The sequence below is a fragment of the Psychrobacter sp. DWR1-2-3 genome, assembly GCF_049896465.1.
GTDB lineage: Bacteria > Pseudomonadota > Gammaproteobacteria > Pseudomonadales > Moraxellaceae > Psychrobacter > Psychrobacter maritimus.
This window is the reverse complement of record NZ_JAFCUJ010000003.1, coordinates 464485-483598: the sequence shown is the minus strand read 5'-3', so window position 1 is coordinate 483598 and position 19114 is coordinate 464485. Positions and strand designations below refer to the sequence as shown.

The following is a 19114-nucleotide window of genomic DNA, read 5'->3' as shown; positions in this document are numbered from 1 at the left end:
CCAATATTCTTACCTGTTATAGACAGCATCATTTTTTATTGAAACTGGACAAAGGTTTTAAAAGAATATGCTCAAGAAATGGTTTTCTTCAGGAATGGATTGTTTCATGTGAAACAATCCATCAGATAAGTTTATACCTGCTGCTCTAAAGCCTGCTTAAGGGTTGGCTGTTTGAATTTAAAATCTGCATTGAGTAGCGCTTGTGGCAATACTTTTTGCCCATCAATCAGCAAGGTCGACATCTCACCAAACATCAATTTTAATAAAAATTTTGGTAAAGTAAAAAACGTCGGACGATGCAGCCACGCGCCAAGCGTCTTGGTAAAAGTACGATTGGTCACAGGGTTAGGCGCGGTTAAATTATAGACCACGGCTGGCGTATCACTTGCTGTGTTTAAAGTATTGCCCGTATTATTTAACTGAGCTTGCTGCTGAACAGTAAGATGCTGCTCAATGATAAAAATAACTGCCCTTACCCAATCTTCACGACTAATCCAACTCATGATTTGCTTACCATCAGCCAATTGACCGCCAACGCCCATTTTAAAGGGTGTTAATAACTTACTAACCATGCCGCCCTCAGGATGGATAACGACACCGGTGCGCACGATAGCAACAGGAACGCCATAATCGGTAGCTTTCAATGCCAACTGTTCCCAATCGTCACATAATTTATGCGAAAAATCAGTATTAAAATCACTGCTCTCAATTAAAGGCTTATCACCTTGAGCGCCATACCAGCCAATCGCTGAACCGCTAACCAATAATTTAGGTTTAGTGCTACTACGCGCTATAAAAGCAAGTAGCGCTTCGGTAGGCTGTACACGGCTGGTAAGCAGTTGCTCTTTACGTGCAGCGCTCCAACGCTTATCTGCAATCCCTGCGCCCGCTAGATTTAAAATGACATCAAAGCTTTTATCGGATTTCGTCAGCTCATCATAAGTCATCATCTTAATATCGACAGGATGTGGCTGACTACTATTACGGGTCAGCCACGTAATATGCACTTCCTTATTCTCACTTCGATAGCGCTTGATAAGGGCTTCACTGAACGCGCTACCTAAGAATCCTGAGCCACCACTGATTAGAATATTCATGCCCTACTCCCTGTATTTTTTGCTTATCATTCAATTAAAATTAATCCTTTGTAACTATCCTCTTCCTTTTCGGATGTTATATCAAAACCACTTTTACATACTTTTGGTAAAGCCATACAGCTGGCGATAGTAGCATTCACAGCGCCGAACAGACCTACGATAAACATAAAAGCGAACGAAACTCCCATTTCCATCCATGAATTTATGCCTAAATAGATGACAATTGAGCCCATGTAAAATTCGGATGTCATAAATCCAATTAAAAAAGATGTACGTATACTTTTCTAAATATCAATAAAACGCACAGCTCTACAATTAGCCCACCAATAACACTACCAATCCCTGCAAATAAGATAATGACTTGTAAATAAGGATAAGCATCAACCCTGTCATTCATTTTCATTATATTTATCCTATAAAAGTTAATGATTAACTTAGTATAAATATGGCTACGGTAGTGGGTGGTGAATTCATTATGAATAATTGATAGATAATTAATTATCTCAGTTTTATATAGCCTGCCTATTATGCAAAACGCTTACGAATAGGACACCCGTTCTTATCGTTGCTATGGTGATAATTATCTTTTAGTTTGTTCCATCTATTATTTATAAAGTTCATAACAGCAGATATATTGGGCAATACATGCTGCTTGGTTAGGTGTGGCGCTACTGCATCTAAACGCTTGGCTAGCTCAGGTAAATGATTGGACGGCACAGCAGGAAATAGATGATGCTCTACGTGATAGAGTAAGTTAAAAGTCAATATATTGACCAATGGGTTACGCTCAGTGCGGGCTATCGTTTCATCACAATCATGATGCACACCCCAAACAGCAATGATTCCAACACTAGCATTCGCCAACATCATGGTCAGTAGGTGATACATCAACACTTGCGCTAACATAGCAAGAGTTGGGATAGTAAGCGCGGTCAATACAAGGGCAACTAAGACGGCTAATGCAATTAAGCCAAACTCTAACCAAGCCAAGTTTTGATTGCGACGGCTGCTTAGACGCAATCCTTGACGATAGATATTGAGCCGATAGGTTATGCCGCCTAACATCGCTTGCCACCATGACACTTTTGCCAAACTGCCCTCAATATCACTATCGCCTAGAGGGTCACGATGATGCGCCATATGAGTAGCTCGAATGCTATGCAAGCTGGTCATCAATAGCACACTAAGCAACAGCAATATGGCGGTAGTCGTACGTTTACCCGTACCTAAGCTATGATGATAGCCATCGTGAGCTTGGCGAAAGGCCGCAGCAAAAAATAGATACGACGCGACGCACGCCATTACATACCAAGATTGACTGGCAAACCACCACGACAGCAATAAAAACGGATAAGGCAAAATGAGGTTGTAAGCAATTTGGCCGCGAGTCAGTTGGCGTAAGTCTTGCCACTCTACTGAGCTAACAGCATTTTTGATCGATTGCTTTTTATTACTATGTATTTTATTTGCTTTCATTTCACACATCCATTTGTCATTACTGCTAATAAAGGGGGTTTATATAAGCCTTACATACTTACATTAATTCCTGTCAAAACAGAAATATATACTGAAAAATTTTTATTTTTACATAGTTAGATTACCCTAGAACCTTTTTTATACTCGCGCCTAGTTTCAAAACTTTTTTAAGGGCGTTAGTCGGTAGTCTAAGCATCTCAGATGACCAAGTGGTGACTGTATCAACGAATTCTTGGGTATCACGAATACGTGCTTTTACTTCGCTATTTTCATGTTCAAACTCAGGACTATCCATCAGTTCTTGTAAAAACTGTACTGTTGGATCCAGCTCACGCTTTTGGCGTTCAACTACAATGATACGTGCGAGCTCCCAAACATCTGTATTAGTCGTAAAATGATCACGCCTGTCGCCCAATATCGAAACCTTTTGTACCAATCCCCAATTTTGTAATTCTCTAATACTGTTTGACACATTAGAGCGAGCAACACCAAGGGTTTCGGTAATTTCTTCAGCATCTAACGGCTTACCGATGATATATAACAATGCATGAATTTGTGACATGGTACGATTAACGCCCCATTGCGAACCCATTTCGCCCCAATGTAAGATAAACTTTTCGGTCACAGGATTTAGTTTCATGATTGATATCTACTCACTATTTTCTATAATTTATAACTGCCTTCTTGACTCATAGTGCGCTATTCTTTTATTTCTGTCAATAGTGAAACTAAGTAGTAATACTGTCTGTTTGAATGATTGCTACCCCCTAACGAACGATTAGACCTGTGGTGGCATCACGGATTTGGCTCGGTAACGTATAACCTAACGTTTCAGTCTGCAAGTAGCTTATTTGCTCACCGAAATAAGCATAGGCTTCATCAAAGGTACTGGCAGGCTGATGACCAGACCGGTTGCAACTTGTGGAAACCAACAACCCAAATGGGTTATCAGCACTAACCATCTGCTGGCACAACTGACGAATAGTAGGATGGGCGATAACTCTAACCGCGACAGTCTGATGTTGGCCCGTTATCCAAGAAGGAATGGTTGTGGTAAGTGTGCTCGGAATGGGCAATAACCATGTATGGGCTTGCTTGCATTGTAGCGCTATATTGTCACTATCTGCCTGCCAACTCTTGATGATTTGCTGGCGCTGACGATCTTTTAAAGCGTCTAATAAAGGCGCTAAACGCTCTGCACTATCAGTAATCACAATCATGCCCTTTGCTTGTGGACGCTGCTTAATATCTAAAATACGCTGGACTGCTGCTTTATCATAAGCATCACAGCCGATACCCCAGACGCTTTCGGTTGGATAAGCAAGTAACTCGCCTTCTTTTAGCCACTGAGCAGCTTGAACGACAGAATGAGTAATAAATGACAGGGATTCTTTCATGGTTTAAATGCTTCAAGAGGATAGAGATTTAAGCATTTATAATAACACAGGACACGGAAAGACTCGAAAAGTAGCGTTTAAAACTGCCAAAATCTTTTCGGCTAAAGACTCAAAAACTAGCAAATAGAGGAGCTTAACAGTAAAGAAAACATAACTCTAAACCCGCAAATAACGCCCACCTTGCACACTGATAACCCCTAATAATTCAAGCTCCATAAGTTGCCCAATCAATTGCGGTGGCGTCAGGTTAGTAGTGCTTAATAATGCATCCAAATCTTGTCCATGCCAGTCAAGCTGCTCATAAACCTGCGTTAAATGCTCGGGAATAACGATAGCATTGGAAGAAGATTTGAGATTAGACTGCGGCGCGTGACCAATAGTGGTGGTAGAAGTTCTGTCTGTATTTATAGAATGAGAGCTTTGGCTAAGATTTGCTTGCTCAATATTAAGTTCTGCGTTATCCGATGAATTGTAGTTACGGCTTTGATAGCCTAATTGACTGTTAATATCTTCGAGTACTTGCTGTGGATGATAAATTAAAGTTGCGCCCTCACGTATCAAGTGATGACAACCTTCAGCATTATTATTATCGATATGACTTGGAATCGCAAAGACTTGCTTGCCTTGCTCAGAGGTTAGGCGCGCAGTAATAAGCGAACCACTTTGAATCGTCGCTTCAGTGACAATTGTCGCGAGGCTGAGTCCTGCAACTAAGCGATTACGGCGCGGAAAGGTATGCTTATGTGGCTGCGTATGCGGTAGCAGCTCGCTGATGATACAGCCACCTTGCTCGATAATCTGGCTAAATAACTTGTCATGATGATTGGGATAATTGACATCAATCCCTGTGCCCATCACGCCTACCGTACGACCTTGATATTCTGCCTCAACTTGAGCCAAAGCACCTAAATGTGCACGCTTATCGACACCCATAGCAAGGCCGCTAGTGATAATATAACCAGCTTGCGCTAAATACTGCGCCATATCAAAGGTGATTTTTTGGGCATGAGTGGTAGGTTTTCGGCTCCCAACGATGGCGATTTGCGCTTGTTGCAAACGTGCTTTATCGCCACGATAAAACAATAAAGGTGGTGGGTCATAGATGTCTAGTAACTGCGGAGGATAGTCGGACTGATCGGCAAATAGCAGACCGTATTTGTTATCTAGCAATGCCTGTTGGATGGTATCGATAGTGGCTTGCGTTTGCTGTGGCTGTTCGTGACGCTTAAGATGTGTACTATGAATGCCAAGCTGCCGCCACGCCTCTACTTTGGCACACCAAGCAAGCTCGGCATTACCAAAAGAAGTAACAAGCTTATGATAAGCCGATAATGACGCATTGACCTCAGTCCACAGCGCCAATACTGCGCGCTGCTCATCGGATAAAAGAGAGGAGATTGCGGTCACGGTCATAAGCGCTTAACTCATAGTAACTGACGGGGATAATGACTCAATAGAGGCTCAAGTCAATTATAAGTAAGGCGGTGGTAAGAGCTGATCACCGACGTTGAGCGGTAGCTCAGAGTCAAGCACATACGCATAACTGATATTATCAAAGGTATTAAACACCATGACCATGCCACTAGGCTCACTTGGTAAGCGTACTGGGGTATCGTTGTCCTTGATATCGCGTATGACCGCGCCTTTTTGATAAACGGTCAACACATCACCAGGTTTAGCACCGTGCGTGCTACCTAAATTGATAGCAACCACACTGCCTTTAGCAGCTGAGCTGATAGAGTCCATGACGCGGACAATCATACCGCCACGGTTGACGGTGGCAGGCGTTGGATAAAATACTGGCGGGATAGAATTGTTTAATTCTACAAAAACGCGATCACCTTCACGGACTTCTTTGCCATAACTGTCAATCAGCTGCAAACTAGTCACACCATTGGTTTCTGTAGAGGTGACCAAACCGGTAGCAACTTGGGTGACTTCTAAACCGATGATTTTTTGCGTTTTAGGCTCGACATATTTCTCGCCTTCACGGTAAATACCATAACGCTGTCCAACGATAAGTGGTACGCCTTTAGCATAGACTTTATCGCCGCTTGCGGTAATTAAATTGCCTTTTTTAGAAGCTAAAATATAGGGCGTGGTATTAAAATCTGCTGGATTAACAATGATGGTCTTATCGAGCCAATGCTGAATCGCAGACCATGGAATAGGCGGAATACTATTAGCGCTCGAAGTGACCGAAACTGTGCTAGACACTACATTACCCGTCAACTGCTTTTCAACGCCCACACAGCCCTCGCCTGTATCAACGCCAATTAAAGTCTTACCTTGTATCACACATAAAATAAGAATGTCATTAGGATAAATAAGGTTGGGATTTTTGATTTGCTTATTGGTCGCCCAAATCTCTTTCCAGCGCCATGGGCTGTCTAAATAGCGACCTGAGATATCCCACAACGTATCGCCTTTTTTGACGATATAGCGATTGGGTGCGTCCGCTTTAATGGTCGGCGGTGGATTATTAGCGTGGGCAGTGGTCATCAGCATTGCACCACTAAATGTCGTCACCAATAGTGCTTTTGCTATATTTTTTAAGCTCATCTTCATTGTTATATCCACAATATGTAGCGCTATTAGCGTCGAATCTGGTCTACTTAAGTCTATTACTTAGGTTTAAAATCTCATTCTAGTCATTAAATAACGATTAGAAAATAAAAACATAAAAGGCTTAAGTATCACCATCATAAAGCTTCTAGAGCAGCTGTTCAGTGTTGTCGACTGATATGATTGACGGGTTTGATTGCTAAAAAAGCGCCGAGCATGATGATGACTCGCCGACGCTGTTTCTAATATTACAATTATATCTACCATAACACAATCATAAACACTTTATTACAATAGCGTAACCTTTAATTGGATATTAATTTCAATGAATACTTTATATAAATAAGCTACCTACGCAAGATTTGGCGTCACGTGCTGACGGATTTGCTCAGCGACCAGTTCAGCCTTGTTATCTAGTACCACCACATGTTGTGGTAAGTCCTCTAAGCCTTCGGTATGAGCAGGGCGAGTAATCTCTATTGGACCAATAGCTTCGACAATCGTATCGGCAAACTTAACCGGTAATGCCGTTTCTGCACAAACTATCACTTCACCTTCGCGCTGTAATTCTTTAGCGACTTTAATACCGTCGGCTGTGTGCGGATCGACTAGCTCACCATGCTGCTCATAAAGTGCCTTAATAGTTTGCAAGCGGTCACTATGGGTCGATTTACCCGCAGCAAAGCCATAACGCGTATTGACCGCCTCCATCAAGTCAGACAAATCAAAACCTTGCCCAGATTTCACCCCTTCAAATAACTCGCTGACACGGGCGCTGTCTTTGTCGAGTAGTAGATAGACAAAGCGCTCAAAGTTAGAGGCTTTAGAGATATCCATTGATGGGCTGGACGTTACGTAAGTTTTATCGGTCGGACGCGGCTGATAAGCCCCTTGATTAAAGAAGTCGTTGAGTACATCGTTTTCGTTAGTCGCAACAATGAGGCGGTCAATTGGCAAGCCCATTTCGCGAGCAATATGACCAGCGCAAATATTACCAAAGTTGCCTGATGGGACACTAAAGCTGACTTTTTCATCGTTGCTTGTAGTAACGGCAAAGTAGGCTTTAAAGTAATAAACGATTTGCGCAAGGATACGACCCCAGTTAATAGAGTTAACCGTACCTAGATTATAAGCCGCTTTAAATTCAGCATCTTGTTGCAGCGCTTTGACAATATCTTGGCAATCATCAAACATACCATCGATGGCGATATTATGAATATTATCATCGGTCAAACTATACATTTGCGCACGCTGGAATTCACTCATTTTACCGTGCGGTGACAGCATAAAGACTTCGATATTGTCTTTACCACGTAGGGCATATTCTGCTGCACTGCCCGTGTCACCACTGGTTGCACCAATGATGGTAATACGCGCGTCTTTTCTTTTGAGTACGTATTCAAAGGCATTGCCCAAGAACTGCATGGCAACATCTTTAAATGCCAATGTCGGACCGTTTGATAGTCCTAAAATGTATAAACTATCCTCAAGCTTACGCACAGGGACAATCTCATCAGAACCAAATACCTTAGCGGTATAAGTACGCTCAATGATATCTTGCAAATCAGCGGCAGGAATATCAGTGGCAAAGCGCTGCATAATCGCCATGGCAAGCTGTGGATAGCTGAGCGTACGCCATTCATCAAGGGTCGTGCTATCTATATTTGGATAGTGCTCAGGCAGCATCAAACCGCCATCTGGCGCAAGACCCATCAATAGTACATCACTAAAATCCATCGGCGCTGTCTGACCACGGGTACTGATATATTTCATTAGATTGTCCTGTCTATAATGAGGTTATTCAATATTTAAAACGGTTTATTCAGCAGTTTTATGCCATTGTCTTATGAAGCAACGCATAATAAAACCCATCACCACTTTCGCTATCAATCGGCAAGCATTGACGACCGATTGCTTGCGCGATGCCCCAACTGCAGTCTTCGGTAAACTCAATCGCTACCGCATCATTATGATGACTGATAAAATCCTGCATTTGCTCGACGTTTTCTTGCTTTAAGATAGAGCAGGTCACATACAATAGATAACCACCCGCTTTCAATTGTGGCCATAAATTATGCAAAATATCGGCTTGCAACAATGCGGTTTGCTCAACGTCTTCTTCGGTACGCAAAATACTGATATCAGGATGACGGCGAATCACGCCTGTCGCAGTACAAGGGGAATCGAGTAATATTGCATCAAATACCGGTTCATTGGTAGCCGCTTTTTTATTTTTCCCATGCTGCCATCTGGTGGCATCAGCACAGACGATATTCAGTGCGACACTTTTCTCTGCTTGCTGCAAATCGTGCTGACTTAAATTTAAGCGCTGTAAGTTCTCACGAATACGCTCAATACGCGGCGCTTCATTATCGATAGCCGTTACCTTGATATCAGTAATTACTGGTGTCGCTTCTGCATCATCTTGTTTCACGTGAAACAACGATGATTCGTTATTAGCGCTTATGAGCTCTAACCAGTGAGCCAATTTACCACCGGGTGCCGCACAAGCATCTAAGATATGCAGCTCATTATTATTGGCTTCTGAATCAATGTCTGTATGAGATTTATCAGTGCTTATTTTAGCCATTAACGCCTTATTAATAATCGGCGCAGCAAGTTGGGCATGCATGTCTTGTACGCTGGCAACTCCAAAAGCAAAATCAGGCAAAGCGTTAACGGCTGTGCTTTGATGCAGTCTAAGACCTTTGGTGGATAGCGTTGTTGCTATAGCTGTATCTGATGCGTTAGGTAAATTAAAACCAGTCGTTAGCTCAACGATGTCTGCGTCAATTTCTGCCCCATCAAGTGCTTGCTGATAATCCTCTACTGAGCTAACAGCCGAGTTTACGCGTAAAAACATCGGTGCCGCGTGGCGCAAACCTTGGGTAAGCTCATCATACTGCTCGCTCCAGTCTTGCTTAAGCTGATAGGCGAGCCAATTCGGTAGACTATGCTTTTTATCGCACTTCTTACGGAACTTACTAGGATTCTTAGCCACTTTACGCAAGATAGCATTAATCAAACCTGTTGCATGGGCAAAATCAATCTCTTTTGCCGCTTCAACCGTTTCATGAATCGCCGCATGGTCAGCGACTTCCAAATACAGCAACTGCACTAAGCCCACTTGAATGGTGGTTCGAACTTCAACTTCATCGATAGGATTATCTGCTAAGGTATCGAGCAAACGCGCCAGCGCGTGCCATTGACGCAATGTCGTTAGTAATAGCGCATGGGCAAAACCTTTATCGCCATCATGTAGACTGTTGAGTAACGGATCAAGAACGCTGGCAAGCGACTGACCGTTTTGAATGGCCAGTAAAGTGCGAATGACCCGTACACGTACGCTACCATTCATAATCAGGTTGCTTGATGGTTTGAGCTTATTGTTTCTTGGCGCAGTGTTGGTTTGTCTCATTAAATTGGATTTCCTTGACGTCTGGTCGATCGCGTCTGATAAAAGTTGGATTATTTGGTATTAAATTACCGATATTAAAATATACAGATTTAATTTGGCGTAGGTTATTTCGAATCGGTCGTAAACTGGTCGCCATCATTTAACTGATTACCATGGCAAATTTGCTCAGCGGTCATCGGCTTACCACCAGCGAACTGCAAGTTAGTGATAGCCAAAGTACTGGCTGATTCTTCATTGCTTTTTTGTTTGGTCTCATCTTCTTTGCCACAAGCTACTAATATCGCTTTGCGGCCAACGCTGATGACAGTGCCAGCAGGCTCATTGGTTTGCTGTGATGGGTTCACAGGCAAGCTGGCTAAAATTTTAACCCGCTGCCCTGCTAAAAAAGTATAAGCACCTGGCCACGGCGTCAGCCCACGAATTTGTCGTTCAATCTTTGTAGCGGATTGCGTCCAGTCAATTCCGCCTTCGGTTTTGACCAATTTTTCAGCATAATTGGCTTGGCTGTCATCTTGGGCTACTGCCTGCGCTTGATAATGCGCCAAGTCTTTTAATACCGTATTAATGGCCGCAGCGCCAAGCTCAGCCATCTTATCATGTAGGCTCGCAGCCGTATCATTGGCTTCAATAGGCGCGCTGACCTTGTGGAGCATGTCACCGGTATCGAGCCCCTTATCCATCTGCATAATAGTAATGCCGGTCTCAGAATCGCCACCCAGTAATGCACGGTGAATAGGTGCCGCACCGCGCCAGCGTGGCAACAGCGAAGCATGAATATTTAGACAGCCATAAGTAGGCGTGGTCAATACGCCAATCGGTAAAATCAGACCATAAGCCGCAACAATCATCACATCTGGCTGATAAGTACGTAAATTCTCACGTGCAGCCATACCTTCTGTGCTGGATTTTTTAAAGGTGAGAGGCTGCTCAACCGCAATACCATGCGCCAATGCCACTTGCTTGACGGCAGACGCTGATAACTTTTGCCCGCGCCCTGCTTTGCGATCAGGCTGGGTATAGACCGCAACGATATCTATATTCAACGCATCTTGCTGCTTGATAAGCGCTTCAAGGCTGACAGCAGCAAACTCAGGTGTACCGGCAAATATCACTCTTAGCGGCTTAGCGACTGTTGGTATTTCGGTTACGGCGCTTTGCTCAGCTTGATTGGCGTCAATAGATATATCAGATTGTGCAGCAAGTGTGGTCATAGTCAGGCATTATTTATGGTTAATTTGCCTATTATAGGTGAGTTTGTGGTGTTGTGCCATGATTGTAATAGCAGCCATCCAGCGCTATTAATGGTGCTATTTATCTCTATAATAGTAAGCAGGCTCAGCTACTTATTCATCAAATAAGCCATAGCAAGCAAATCTGTCAGATTTATCATTATTTTACGATGCGCCATCACACCGACTTACGGTCGATTTAGGGTCATGCTTTTATGCAACAATTTCAGTCTCTCCAACGCTTGCTGATTTTTTATACGCTGACATTATTGGCGATGTTGTCAGTGTATTACTTCACCATGTTTTATGAGATAAGGCAGGATAGTAAGCAAGACAGCATAGAGAGCTTTTATGCATTGCAGTATGAGATTTCTGAGCTTGCCAACCCTGACAATACTGACATTAAAAAGGTTTTAAAAAAGCCGTTTCTAAAAGACATCAGCTATCAGCTGATTTTTATGATGCCATCTGGACAGACTTATATTCATCGTCATACCCGTCCTAATGAGCGTGATTTTAGGGGTATTACCTTTCCCAAAGTCATCGCTTCACTGCCTTCTAGTAGCAATCATTCTAGTGCCTCTACGGTAAACAATAATGCCTTAATCGGCACTATTGAGCTTGAAAGTGGTCATAAGATTTATACCATCCTGCGTCATAAGCCACTCGATATCAATTGGATATCGTATCGCTATTGGCTGCCTTTAATGATAGCCATCATGTTTTTTACCATGGCATTACTCTATATGCTCAAACGCCGTGCCAACTGGGAACAGCTCCTCGTTTATACCGATGAGTTAAGCAGCCATGCCAAAGATGCCTACATCACGCCGCCGTTTATTGAAAATAAAACCACGGCTGAGTTTTTGCGCTTAGGGCACGCGCTTAGCCGCATCAGTTATCAGCTGCATAATAATCACCGACGCATTACCACCCTAAAACATCGTCTCGAGCGTTTGGTTGATCATGCGCCGCTGCCCATGCTGATGATTATGAGACATGGTCAAATCAGCTTTTTTAATCAGCGTTTTGAGCAAGTATTTGCAACGCCCTTTCAAAGCGATAGCAATTATCAATTGACGGATTTTGTCTTTGCAGAAGACGAAACAACTCAGGCATTATTATATAAACTGGTAGAGCTGCGTGTCACTCGTACCTTATTGGTGTATGGATTACATAATAAAAAAGCCTATCAATTGCATATTACCCCGTGGTTTGGTGAGCACGGGCAAGTACATGGCTTTACAGTACTGCTGAATAATATCAATGAGATGGTCAATCAAAGCGCGGACTTACAACAACGAAACCAGCAGCTACAACGCCAACTTGATGAGTTTAATACCCTTAAATCGACGATGGGCCATGATTTACGCCTGCCGTTAGAGGCGATGATTGACACCTTAGAGCCGATTGACCCTAGCACCTTAACCGCTAAACAAAATAAAACTGTCACAATTTTAATTCAAACCAGTCATTCTATGCTTACCATGCTTAATGACATGCTAGATATCGGTGAGATAGAGGTGCGGAAAACCCGCCTAAATATTGAGGCGGTTGACCTGTATAAACTTGGGCAAGAAGTCAGTCAATCAGTCGTAGAAAGGACGAAAAACCAAGGGCTAGAGCTCCTTTACTTTTTTACACCGGACAGTCCGCGTTGCATTGATACTGACCATAAACGCCTGCAACAAATATTACGCAATTTACTAGACAATGCGGTCAAATTTACCACGGCCGGCTACGTGGCATTGACCATTGATACGGTGAGCAATACAGAAGTATTATCCATCAAAAACAGAACTTTGATAGACGTTAATAAAGATACTAACACGCCTGAAAACACTGACATTAATAAAGAAAACGCCAGTCATGCCGCACACGATTGGGTTCGATTTAGTATAAAAGACAGCGGTATAGGCATCGATATAGCAAAGCAACATCAGCTATTGACTTATCTTAATCAGAACAATAATCAAAATAACCGCCAAAGCCAAAATAGCAGCCAAGCCAATAACCCAAGCAAAAATCAGAACCTTAACTACATTCAAAATAACAGCACTGAGAAAGGGCTCGGGTTAAATAATGCCAATAGTTTTGCGCGCTTACTAGGTGGTTTTATTGAAATAAAAAGCACGGTAGCTAAAGGCAGTACTTTTAATCTTTACCTGCCTTGCAAGCGGCCAAATTATCAGCCGGTCTACCACCTTAATCCCCATCTGACCCAGATTCATCTGCTTGCGGTAATCAAACAACCGCTGCGAGCTGACTATCTGCGCCGTTTATGCGCCTATTTATCGATACCAGCCACCATCTCGACTTTTATAGACAGAAGCACGCTACAGCAACTGAGAGAGAGGTTAGCAAAAGAGAAGCAGAGCCTCGCCCCTATCTTGCTGCTAGATTATGAATACTATGAAGAGGTAAATATCGCGCTTTCCAATCAAGCCTTAGCCAGTGATAAAGATATAGACTTTGAAAAAATAAAAAGCATAAACACAGAAAATATAGCAGCTTTGCATAAAAAAGCGGAAGATGAACTGTCTGTTTATATCGATAGACAACAGGCTTTAAACAGTTTGCTTGCCGATACTGCACTGCCAAAGATATTGGTTAGCATGAAAGCTGAACGCCGTATTCCGTCTATGCTATTAGATAGGTGTGACGGCTTTTTAAACAAGCCAATCGATGTGGCATTGTTACTCTCTGAATTACTGCGTTTGACCTTGGCTGTTAGGCAAACCTTGAGTCAACCAGAAAATATTGAAGAGGACACTAAAGAAAATACCCAAGAAAATAGTAGCCAATTAGTCACAGCTGTAGATGAAGCTAGCAGCGAAACTCTGGCGCCATTAATTTTAGTGGTAGAAGACAGTTTAACCAACCAAAAAATAGCCTGTAAAATATTGGCGAAACTTGGCTATCGTAGTGTGGTCGCAGAAGATGGGCAGCAAGCGCTAGATAAGTTAAAAGAGCAGCGCCAAGAAATTGCGCTTATTCTGATGGACTGCCGAATGCCAGTGATGGATGGACTACAAGCGACCCAAGCTATTCGTGCGCAAGGGGATGATATTCCTATCGTTGCACTGACGGCAAATAATACCGAAGAGGATCGCAGCGCCTGCTTGCAAGTTGGCATGGATGAGTTTTTAGCCAAGCCTATTAATAAACTTAAACTGCAAGAGATTTTGCAAACGTTTATTAAAAACTAGGTCATGTCCTCATTTTAAAAATGGTGATAAAAATGAGATAAATTGTAGCCAAACAAGGAAATTAGTGCAGTTAATATCGGGATATTACCCAGCTATTTGACGAAGTTTGGCAAAATTTAGCCATTTTTAGACCATTTAGATGTCCATCGATTGAATTGAAGACACGCTCTAGTATGCGTTTGCAATATTTGCCAGCCTTATTAAAGCAGCATCACAGCTAAATCACCAGAAGGACAGTTATAAATTTAGACTTTAGCCGTTATTTCATAAAACCATTATCTGCCAAAAACGCCTCGGTAATCTTGCTCTGTGGACTGCTTGTATTTGAGCTATCTGCTTGCGATTTATTCAACAAACGCTCTAAATAGCGCGCCACGATATCCACTTCTACATTGACCTTAGCTCCTAGCAACCAATGCTGCGCTATATTGGTCACTTGCGCGGTATGCGGAATGATATTCAGCGCAACGATATTATCGTGTACTAAATTGGTGGTCAGGCTGATACCATCAAGGGTAATAGAACCTTTGGTCGCCGTATAATGCGCCAGCTCGTGTGGTATCTCAACTTCGATATAAAGTGAACGCGCATCTTTTTGCAGCTTACTGACCACGCCTACGCCATCGACGTGACCGGCGACGATATGCCCACCAAAACGGGTGGTCGGTAGCATTGCTTTCTCTAGGTTCACAATATGACCCGGCTTTAATTCCGCTAAAGCCGTACGAGCAATCGTTTCACGTGAAACATCAACAGAGTAGTAATTACTACCAAACTCGACCACGGTCAAACAGATGCCATTAGAAGCGATCGAATCTCCCAGTTTTACATCACTAAAATCCAAACCGTCAGATTCTATCGTTAGACGGATATCACCGCCAGTCGGCTGCATAGACTTTACTTTGCCGACGCTTTCTATAATTCCGGTAAACATATCAACCTCTTTTCATTTTTTATTGCCGTTAAAGGCAGAATATATTATTTAAGCCTATTGTTTCATGTGAATCCATCAATAAATTCGTCAATAATGGCAACTATTAGATTTTATGATAGCTATGACGTTTATTATAAACCTAGCGAGAATAAGAAGAATTATGGGATAAGTTGTGGATAACTAAGGATAATTCAAGACATAGCAGGGTTAAAACATTGGTGTTTAAAGAGTTATCCACAGAAAGTCTATTTCTTGCTAATTTTTTATTAGAAATAAAAAACATACATAAGTTATTGATTCTAAATGAATTAATTATAAACACTATTATCAATAACCACTAACAAGTTTCATGTGAAACAAAGTTATACACAGTTTCATGTGAAACCTTCATTAAACTATTATGTTTATCCACATACCCTATTAATAGGTCTAATCTTGTGGATAAAACATTGAAAAACAAGAGTATCTAGCAGAAGGCTTATAAAGGGTACAAGGTCAGCTTAAGGTCAGCGCCCAATTGCTCATAACAATAAATCTCAAAACGTAGCTGCTGCGCTAACGATAACGGATTGATAGCAACCATAGGCCGTGCTTGCGTGCCTAATAAGCAAGGTGCTTGATAGACAATGAGCTCATCTACCAGTTGCTGTTGTAAAAAACTACCAGCGACACTTGCCCCTGCCTCTACCAGTACGTCATAACATTGATAGTCGCGCACTAGGCTTTTTAATAATTCGATTAAATTCTCTTCCCGCCAATATAATGTATCTGAGCGATGGCATAGCGGATAGTCAGACTGCAAATCGTGTTTTAGTCGCCCTCGTCTATCCAGTATCACTACTTTAGGCGGCGGCACTTGCTCAGGCGCGACACCCAACTGGTTTGAGCGTACGTTTAATTGCGGATTATCAACGATGACCGTTTCGCTACCCGTGATAATAGCGCCACTTTGCGCGCGTAGTTTCTGTACATCTTCACGCGCAGCCGTGCCCGTAATCCATTTAGACTCTCCAGACGCCATGGCCGTCCGACCGTCAAGACTGGTGGCAATCTTAAGCCTGACATAAGGCATTTGGCTGCGCATCGCCTTTAAAAAACCTTTATTTAAGGCTTCTGCTTGCGCGGTTAGCACGCCAACGGTTACGGCTATGCCCGCTTGTTCTAATAGTTTCACACCGCGACCAGCCACTTGAGGATTGGGGTCGAGACCAGCGATGACGACACGTTTTACACCGGATTCAATAAGTGCTCGCGCGCAAGGCGGTGTGCGCCCAGTATGACTACAAGGCTCTAAAGTCACATAAGCAGTTGCGCCCATGGCTCGCGTACCGGCATCTTTTAGGGCGAAAACCTCAGCATGCGGCTGCCCCGCTTTAGGATGAAAACCTTGACCCACTACCTCGTCTGCTTGCACCAACACGCAACCGACAGCCGGATTGGGACGCGTCGTATACAAACCACGCTTGGCCTGCTCAATGGCAAGCATCATAAAATAGCGATCTTTGGCATCTTTAGAATGATTTGAGTTTGGCATAAAGGTGGACTTAATCAATGATTGATAATTATTATTAAAGATTTTATAGAGTAGAGCGAATAAGAAATATAAACTTGCAAGCAGGCTAAACACTTAGCATGAGTCATGCTTATTTTTCGTTAGGACGGATATTGGCAATCTCTTGATGAAAAGCGTCGATATCTTGAAAGTCACGATAGACACTGGCAAAGCGCACATAAGCGACATCATCGAGCGTTTTAAGCTCACTCATGATAATTTCACCTAGCACTTTACTACTGACTTCGCGCTCGCCCATTTGCCGTACGCGCTTTTCAATACGGCTAATCATCGCTTCTTGTTCATCAATGGTAATCGGGCGTTTTTGTAAGGGTAATAAAATCGAGCGGCGCAATTTATCATTATCATAAGGTTCGATTTTGCCACTTGATTTGATAATACGTGGCATCACCACTTCTACCACCTCAAAGGTCGTAAAGCGTTCCTGACAGCTATTACATGAGCGACGGCGACGCACCTGCGCGCCTTCAGCAGCCAGCCGTGAGTCGATAACCTTGGTATCTGACGCATTACAATAGGGGCAATGCATACTCTATTCCTTGTCTTAATATTAAGCGCTATAGGAGCAATTACGGCATAAACAATGGTATCTGAACAATAGATTTAATGATTAATATGAAACATATTTAAGGCTAAGCAATTTGAGGCTAAGCAACTTAAAGACATCAATAATGACATCATTTACCAATACAGAAGCTACCGAAAATCTTACCTAATAAATCATCAGCGCTAAATTCACCAGTAATCTCACCCAAACTATGCTGCGCTTGGCGTAAGCTTTCTGCGACTAACTCTCCGGCTTTAAAAACTGTCAGCTGCTCATGAGCTTCTGCTAAATATTCAGCCGTTCTTCTTAACGCATCTAAATGACGCGTACGGGCGATTAAGCTATTTTCTGGCGGATGAAAACCTACTTTAGCACATAAGGTTTCGACTAAGTCATCAATGCCCGCGCCTGTTTCACATGAAACATTGACCTGTTCGTAGCCACGACTTTTGACTTCTGCTTGCGAAATAGAAGTTATCTCATTACTGCTGCTATCGTTTAATAAATCGCTTTTATTGGCAATAATCAGTAAGCGCTTGGCTTCTGGCAACTCACCAAATAGCTGTTCAGCCAACTGTAGCGGTGTGCTATCGCTTTCAAGGTCACGAGTCACATCATAAACCATCAGCAGCATATCAGCCTGCGTGATAGCGGTACGGGCACGTTCAATACCGATACGCTCGACCGTATCTTCAGTCTCGCGCAAACCTGCGGTATCGGTCAAATGCAGCGTCAAACCGTTCAGCACGACGGTTTCTTGCAGCGTATCGCGCGTTGTCCCAGCAACGTCGGTAACGATAGCACGCTCTTGCCCTGCTAAGCGATTCAGCAAGCTTGATTTACCGGCATTGGGTCTGCCTGCAAGCACCACATGAATGCCATCGCGTAATAGCTGACCTTGCTTGGCAGTCGCTAGCACTTGCTGTATTTTAGCTTGCGTTTGCTCAAGCTTATCTTGGATAACCCCATCAGATAAAAAATCAACGTCTTCTTCATCGGGAAAATCAATCGCCGCTTCAACGTGCAAGCGCAGATGAATCAACTGCTCAAGTAACTGGTTAATTTTTTGTGAAAACTCACCGCTAAGCGAGCGAATCGCACTACTGGCAGCGGCGACACTAGTGGCATCAATAGCGTCAGCGATAGCTTCTGCTTGCACCAAATCCAGTTTATCGTTATCAAAAGCACGGTAAGAGAATTCCCCTGCGCCCGCTTGTTTTGCGCCCAATTCAAACACCCGCGCTAACAGCTGATTTTGCAAAATCATGCCGCCATGACCTTGCAGCTCAATCACATCTTCGCCGGTAAACGAGTGCGGACCTTTGAAATAAAGCACCAAACCTTCATCAATGGTCGTGCCATCAGCCTGATAAAAACGGCAAAAACTGGCCATACGCGGCGTAAAAGCCAACTTACCCGTGAGCTGACACGCAATATCATAAGCACGTGCGCCCGACAGACGAATCACCCCGACGCCACCTCGCCCAAGCGGTGTGGCAATCGCCGCAATGGTTGGAAGGCTAGATAGATTAGACTTTTTAGGTGACTCATCTAAATTATCGGCGGCTTGTGCTATCTCTAAAGAATCCACAATCATTCTCAATAAGCAAAAACCCCATTATAGACGGCTTGATGCACACTGACAAAGCAAACTTCTATGAGCAATTTT

General features: G+C 43.1%; 14 protein-coding genes. 1 reads left to right on the top strand and 13 read right to left on the bottom strand.

Annotation, left to right across the window (positions count from 1 at the left end):
* Positions 1 to 131 precede the first annotated feature (131 nt).
* The 9 genes from ACP7AA_RS08400 to fmt form a co-directional block, all read right to left on the bottom strand.
* Positions 132 to 1097, bottom strand: coding sequence for a TIGR01777 family oxidoreductase (locus ACP7AA_RS08400; protein ID WP_426223241.1), 966 nt, complete (start codon positions 1095 to 1097; stop codon positions 132 to 134).
* 525 nt (positions 1098 to 1622) lie between these two features.
* Positions 1623 to 2573 carry a fatty acid desaturase family protein gene (locus ACP7AA_RS08395; RefSeq protein WP_426223240.1) on the bottom strand — a complete coding sequence of 317 codons (951 nt, stop codon included), beginning with the start codon at positions 2571 to 2573 and terminating at the stop codon, positions 1623 to 1625.
* Positions 2574 to 2694: 121 nt separating this feature from the next.
* The gene (locus ACP7AA_RS08390) at positions 2695 to 3213 is read right to left on the bottom strand and encodes a GbsR/MarR family transcriptional regulator (protein WP_426223239.1); all 519 of its coding nucleotides are present in this window, start codon (positions 3211 to 3213) and stop codon (positions 2695 to 2697) included.
* Positions 3214 to 3340: 127 nt separating this feature from the next.
* A complete protein-coding gene (locus ACP7AA_RS08385; protein ID WP_426223238.1) occupies positions 3341 to 3970 on the bottom strand; it encodes an L-threonylcarbamoyladenylate synthase in 630 nt (209 codons plus the stop codon).
* Positions 3971 to 4126: 156 nt separating this feature from the next.
* Positions 4127 to 5383 carry a DNA-processing protein DprA gene (dprA, locus tag ACP7AA_RS08380; RefSeq protein WP_426223237.1) on the bottom strand — a complete coding sequence of 419 codons (1257 nt, stop codon included), beginning with the start codon at positions 5381 to 5383 and terminating at the stop codon, positions 4127 to 4129.
* Between the two features lie 57 nt (positions 5384 to 5440).
* Complete coding sequence (locus tag ACP7AA_RS08375; RefSeq protein ID WP_426223236.1) at positions 5441 to 6538, bottom strand: LysM peptidoglycan-binding domain-containing protein; 1098 nt, start codon at positions 6536 to 6538, stop codon at positions 5441 to 5443.
* A gap of 348 nt (positions 6539 to 6886) precedes the next feature.
* Positions 6887 to 8308 (bottom strand): threonine synthase, encoded by a 1422-nt coding sequence (gene thrC, locus ACP7AA_RS08370; RefSeq protein WP_426223235.1) that lies wholly within the window; start codon positions 8306 to 8308, stop codon positions 6887 to 6889.
* Between the two features lie 58 nt (positions 8309 to 8366).
* Positions 8367 to 9953, bottom strand: a complete 1587-nt coding sequence (locus ACP7AA_RS08365) for a transcription antitermination factor NusB (RefSeq protein ID WP_426223234.1) — start codon at positions 9951 to 9953, stop codon at positions 8367 to 8369.
* Positions 9954 to 10057: 104 nt separating this feature from the next.
* Positions 10058 to 11164 (bottom strand): methionyl-tRNA formyltransferase, encoded by a 1107-nt coding sequence (gene fmt / locus ACP7AA_RS08360; protein ID WP_288727437.1) that lies wholly within the window; start codon positions 11162 to 11164, stop codon positions 10058 to 10060.
* A 233-nt stretch (positions 11165 to 11397) separates the two neighbouring features.
* Here fmt and ACP7AA_RS08355 point away from each other — a divergent pair, with 233 nt between their 5' ends.
* Positions 11398 to 14391, top strand: coding sequence for a response regulator (locus tag ACP7AA_RS08355; RefSeq protein WP_426223233.1), 2994 nt, complete (start codon positions 11398 to 11400; stop codon positions 14389 to 14391).
* A 259-nt stretch (positions 14392 to 14650) separates the two neighbouring features.
* Here ACP7AA_RS08355 and ACP7AA_RS08350 read toward each other — a convergent pair whose 3' ends face one another.
* From ACP7AA_RS08350 to mnmE, 4 genes are all read right to left on the bottom strand, one after another.
* Complete coding sequence (locus ACP7AA_RS08350; RefSeq protein WP_426223232.1) at positions 14651 to 15325, bottom strand: riboflavin synthase; 675 nt, start codon at positions 15323 to 15325, stop codon at positions 14651 to 14653.
* 478 nt (positions 15326 to 15803) lie between these two features.
* On the bottom strand, positions 15804 to 16859 hold the full coding sequence (gene ribD, locus ACP7AA_RS08345) for a bifunctional diaminohydroxyphosphoribosylaminopyrimidine deaminase/5-amino-6-(5-phosphoribosylamino)uracil reductase RibD (RefSeq protein WP_426223231.1): 1056 nt from the start codon (positions 16857 to 16859) through the stop codon (positions 15804 to 15806).
* 109 nt (positions 16860 to 16968) lie between these two features.
* Positions 16969 to 17427: a transcriptional regulator NrdR gene (nrdR, locus tag ACP7AA_RS08340; RefSeq protein WP_149490272.1), complete on the bottom strand. Its 459-nt coding sequence runs from the start codon at positions 17425 to 17427 to the stop codon at positions 16969 to 16971.
* A 148-nt stretch (positions 17428 to 17575) separates the two neighbouring features.
* Entirely contained in the window at positions 17576 to 19042 is a 1467-nt protein-coding gene (mnmE, locus tag ACP7AA_RS08335) for a tRNA uridine-5-carboxymethylaminomethyl(34) synthesis GTPase MnmE (RefSeq protein WP_426223230.1), read from the bottom strand.
* Positions 19043 to 19114: the final 72 nt, after the last annotated feature.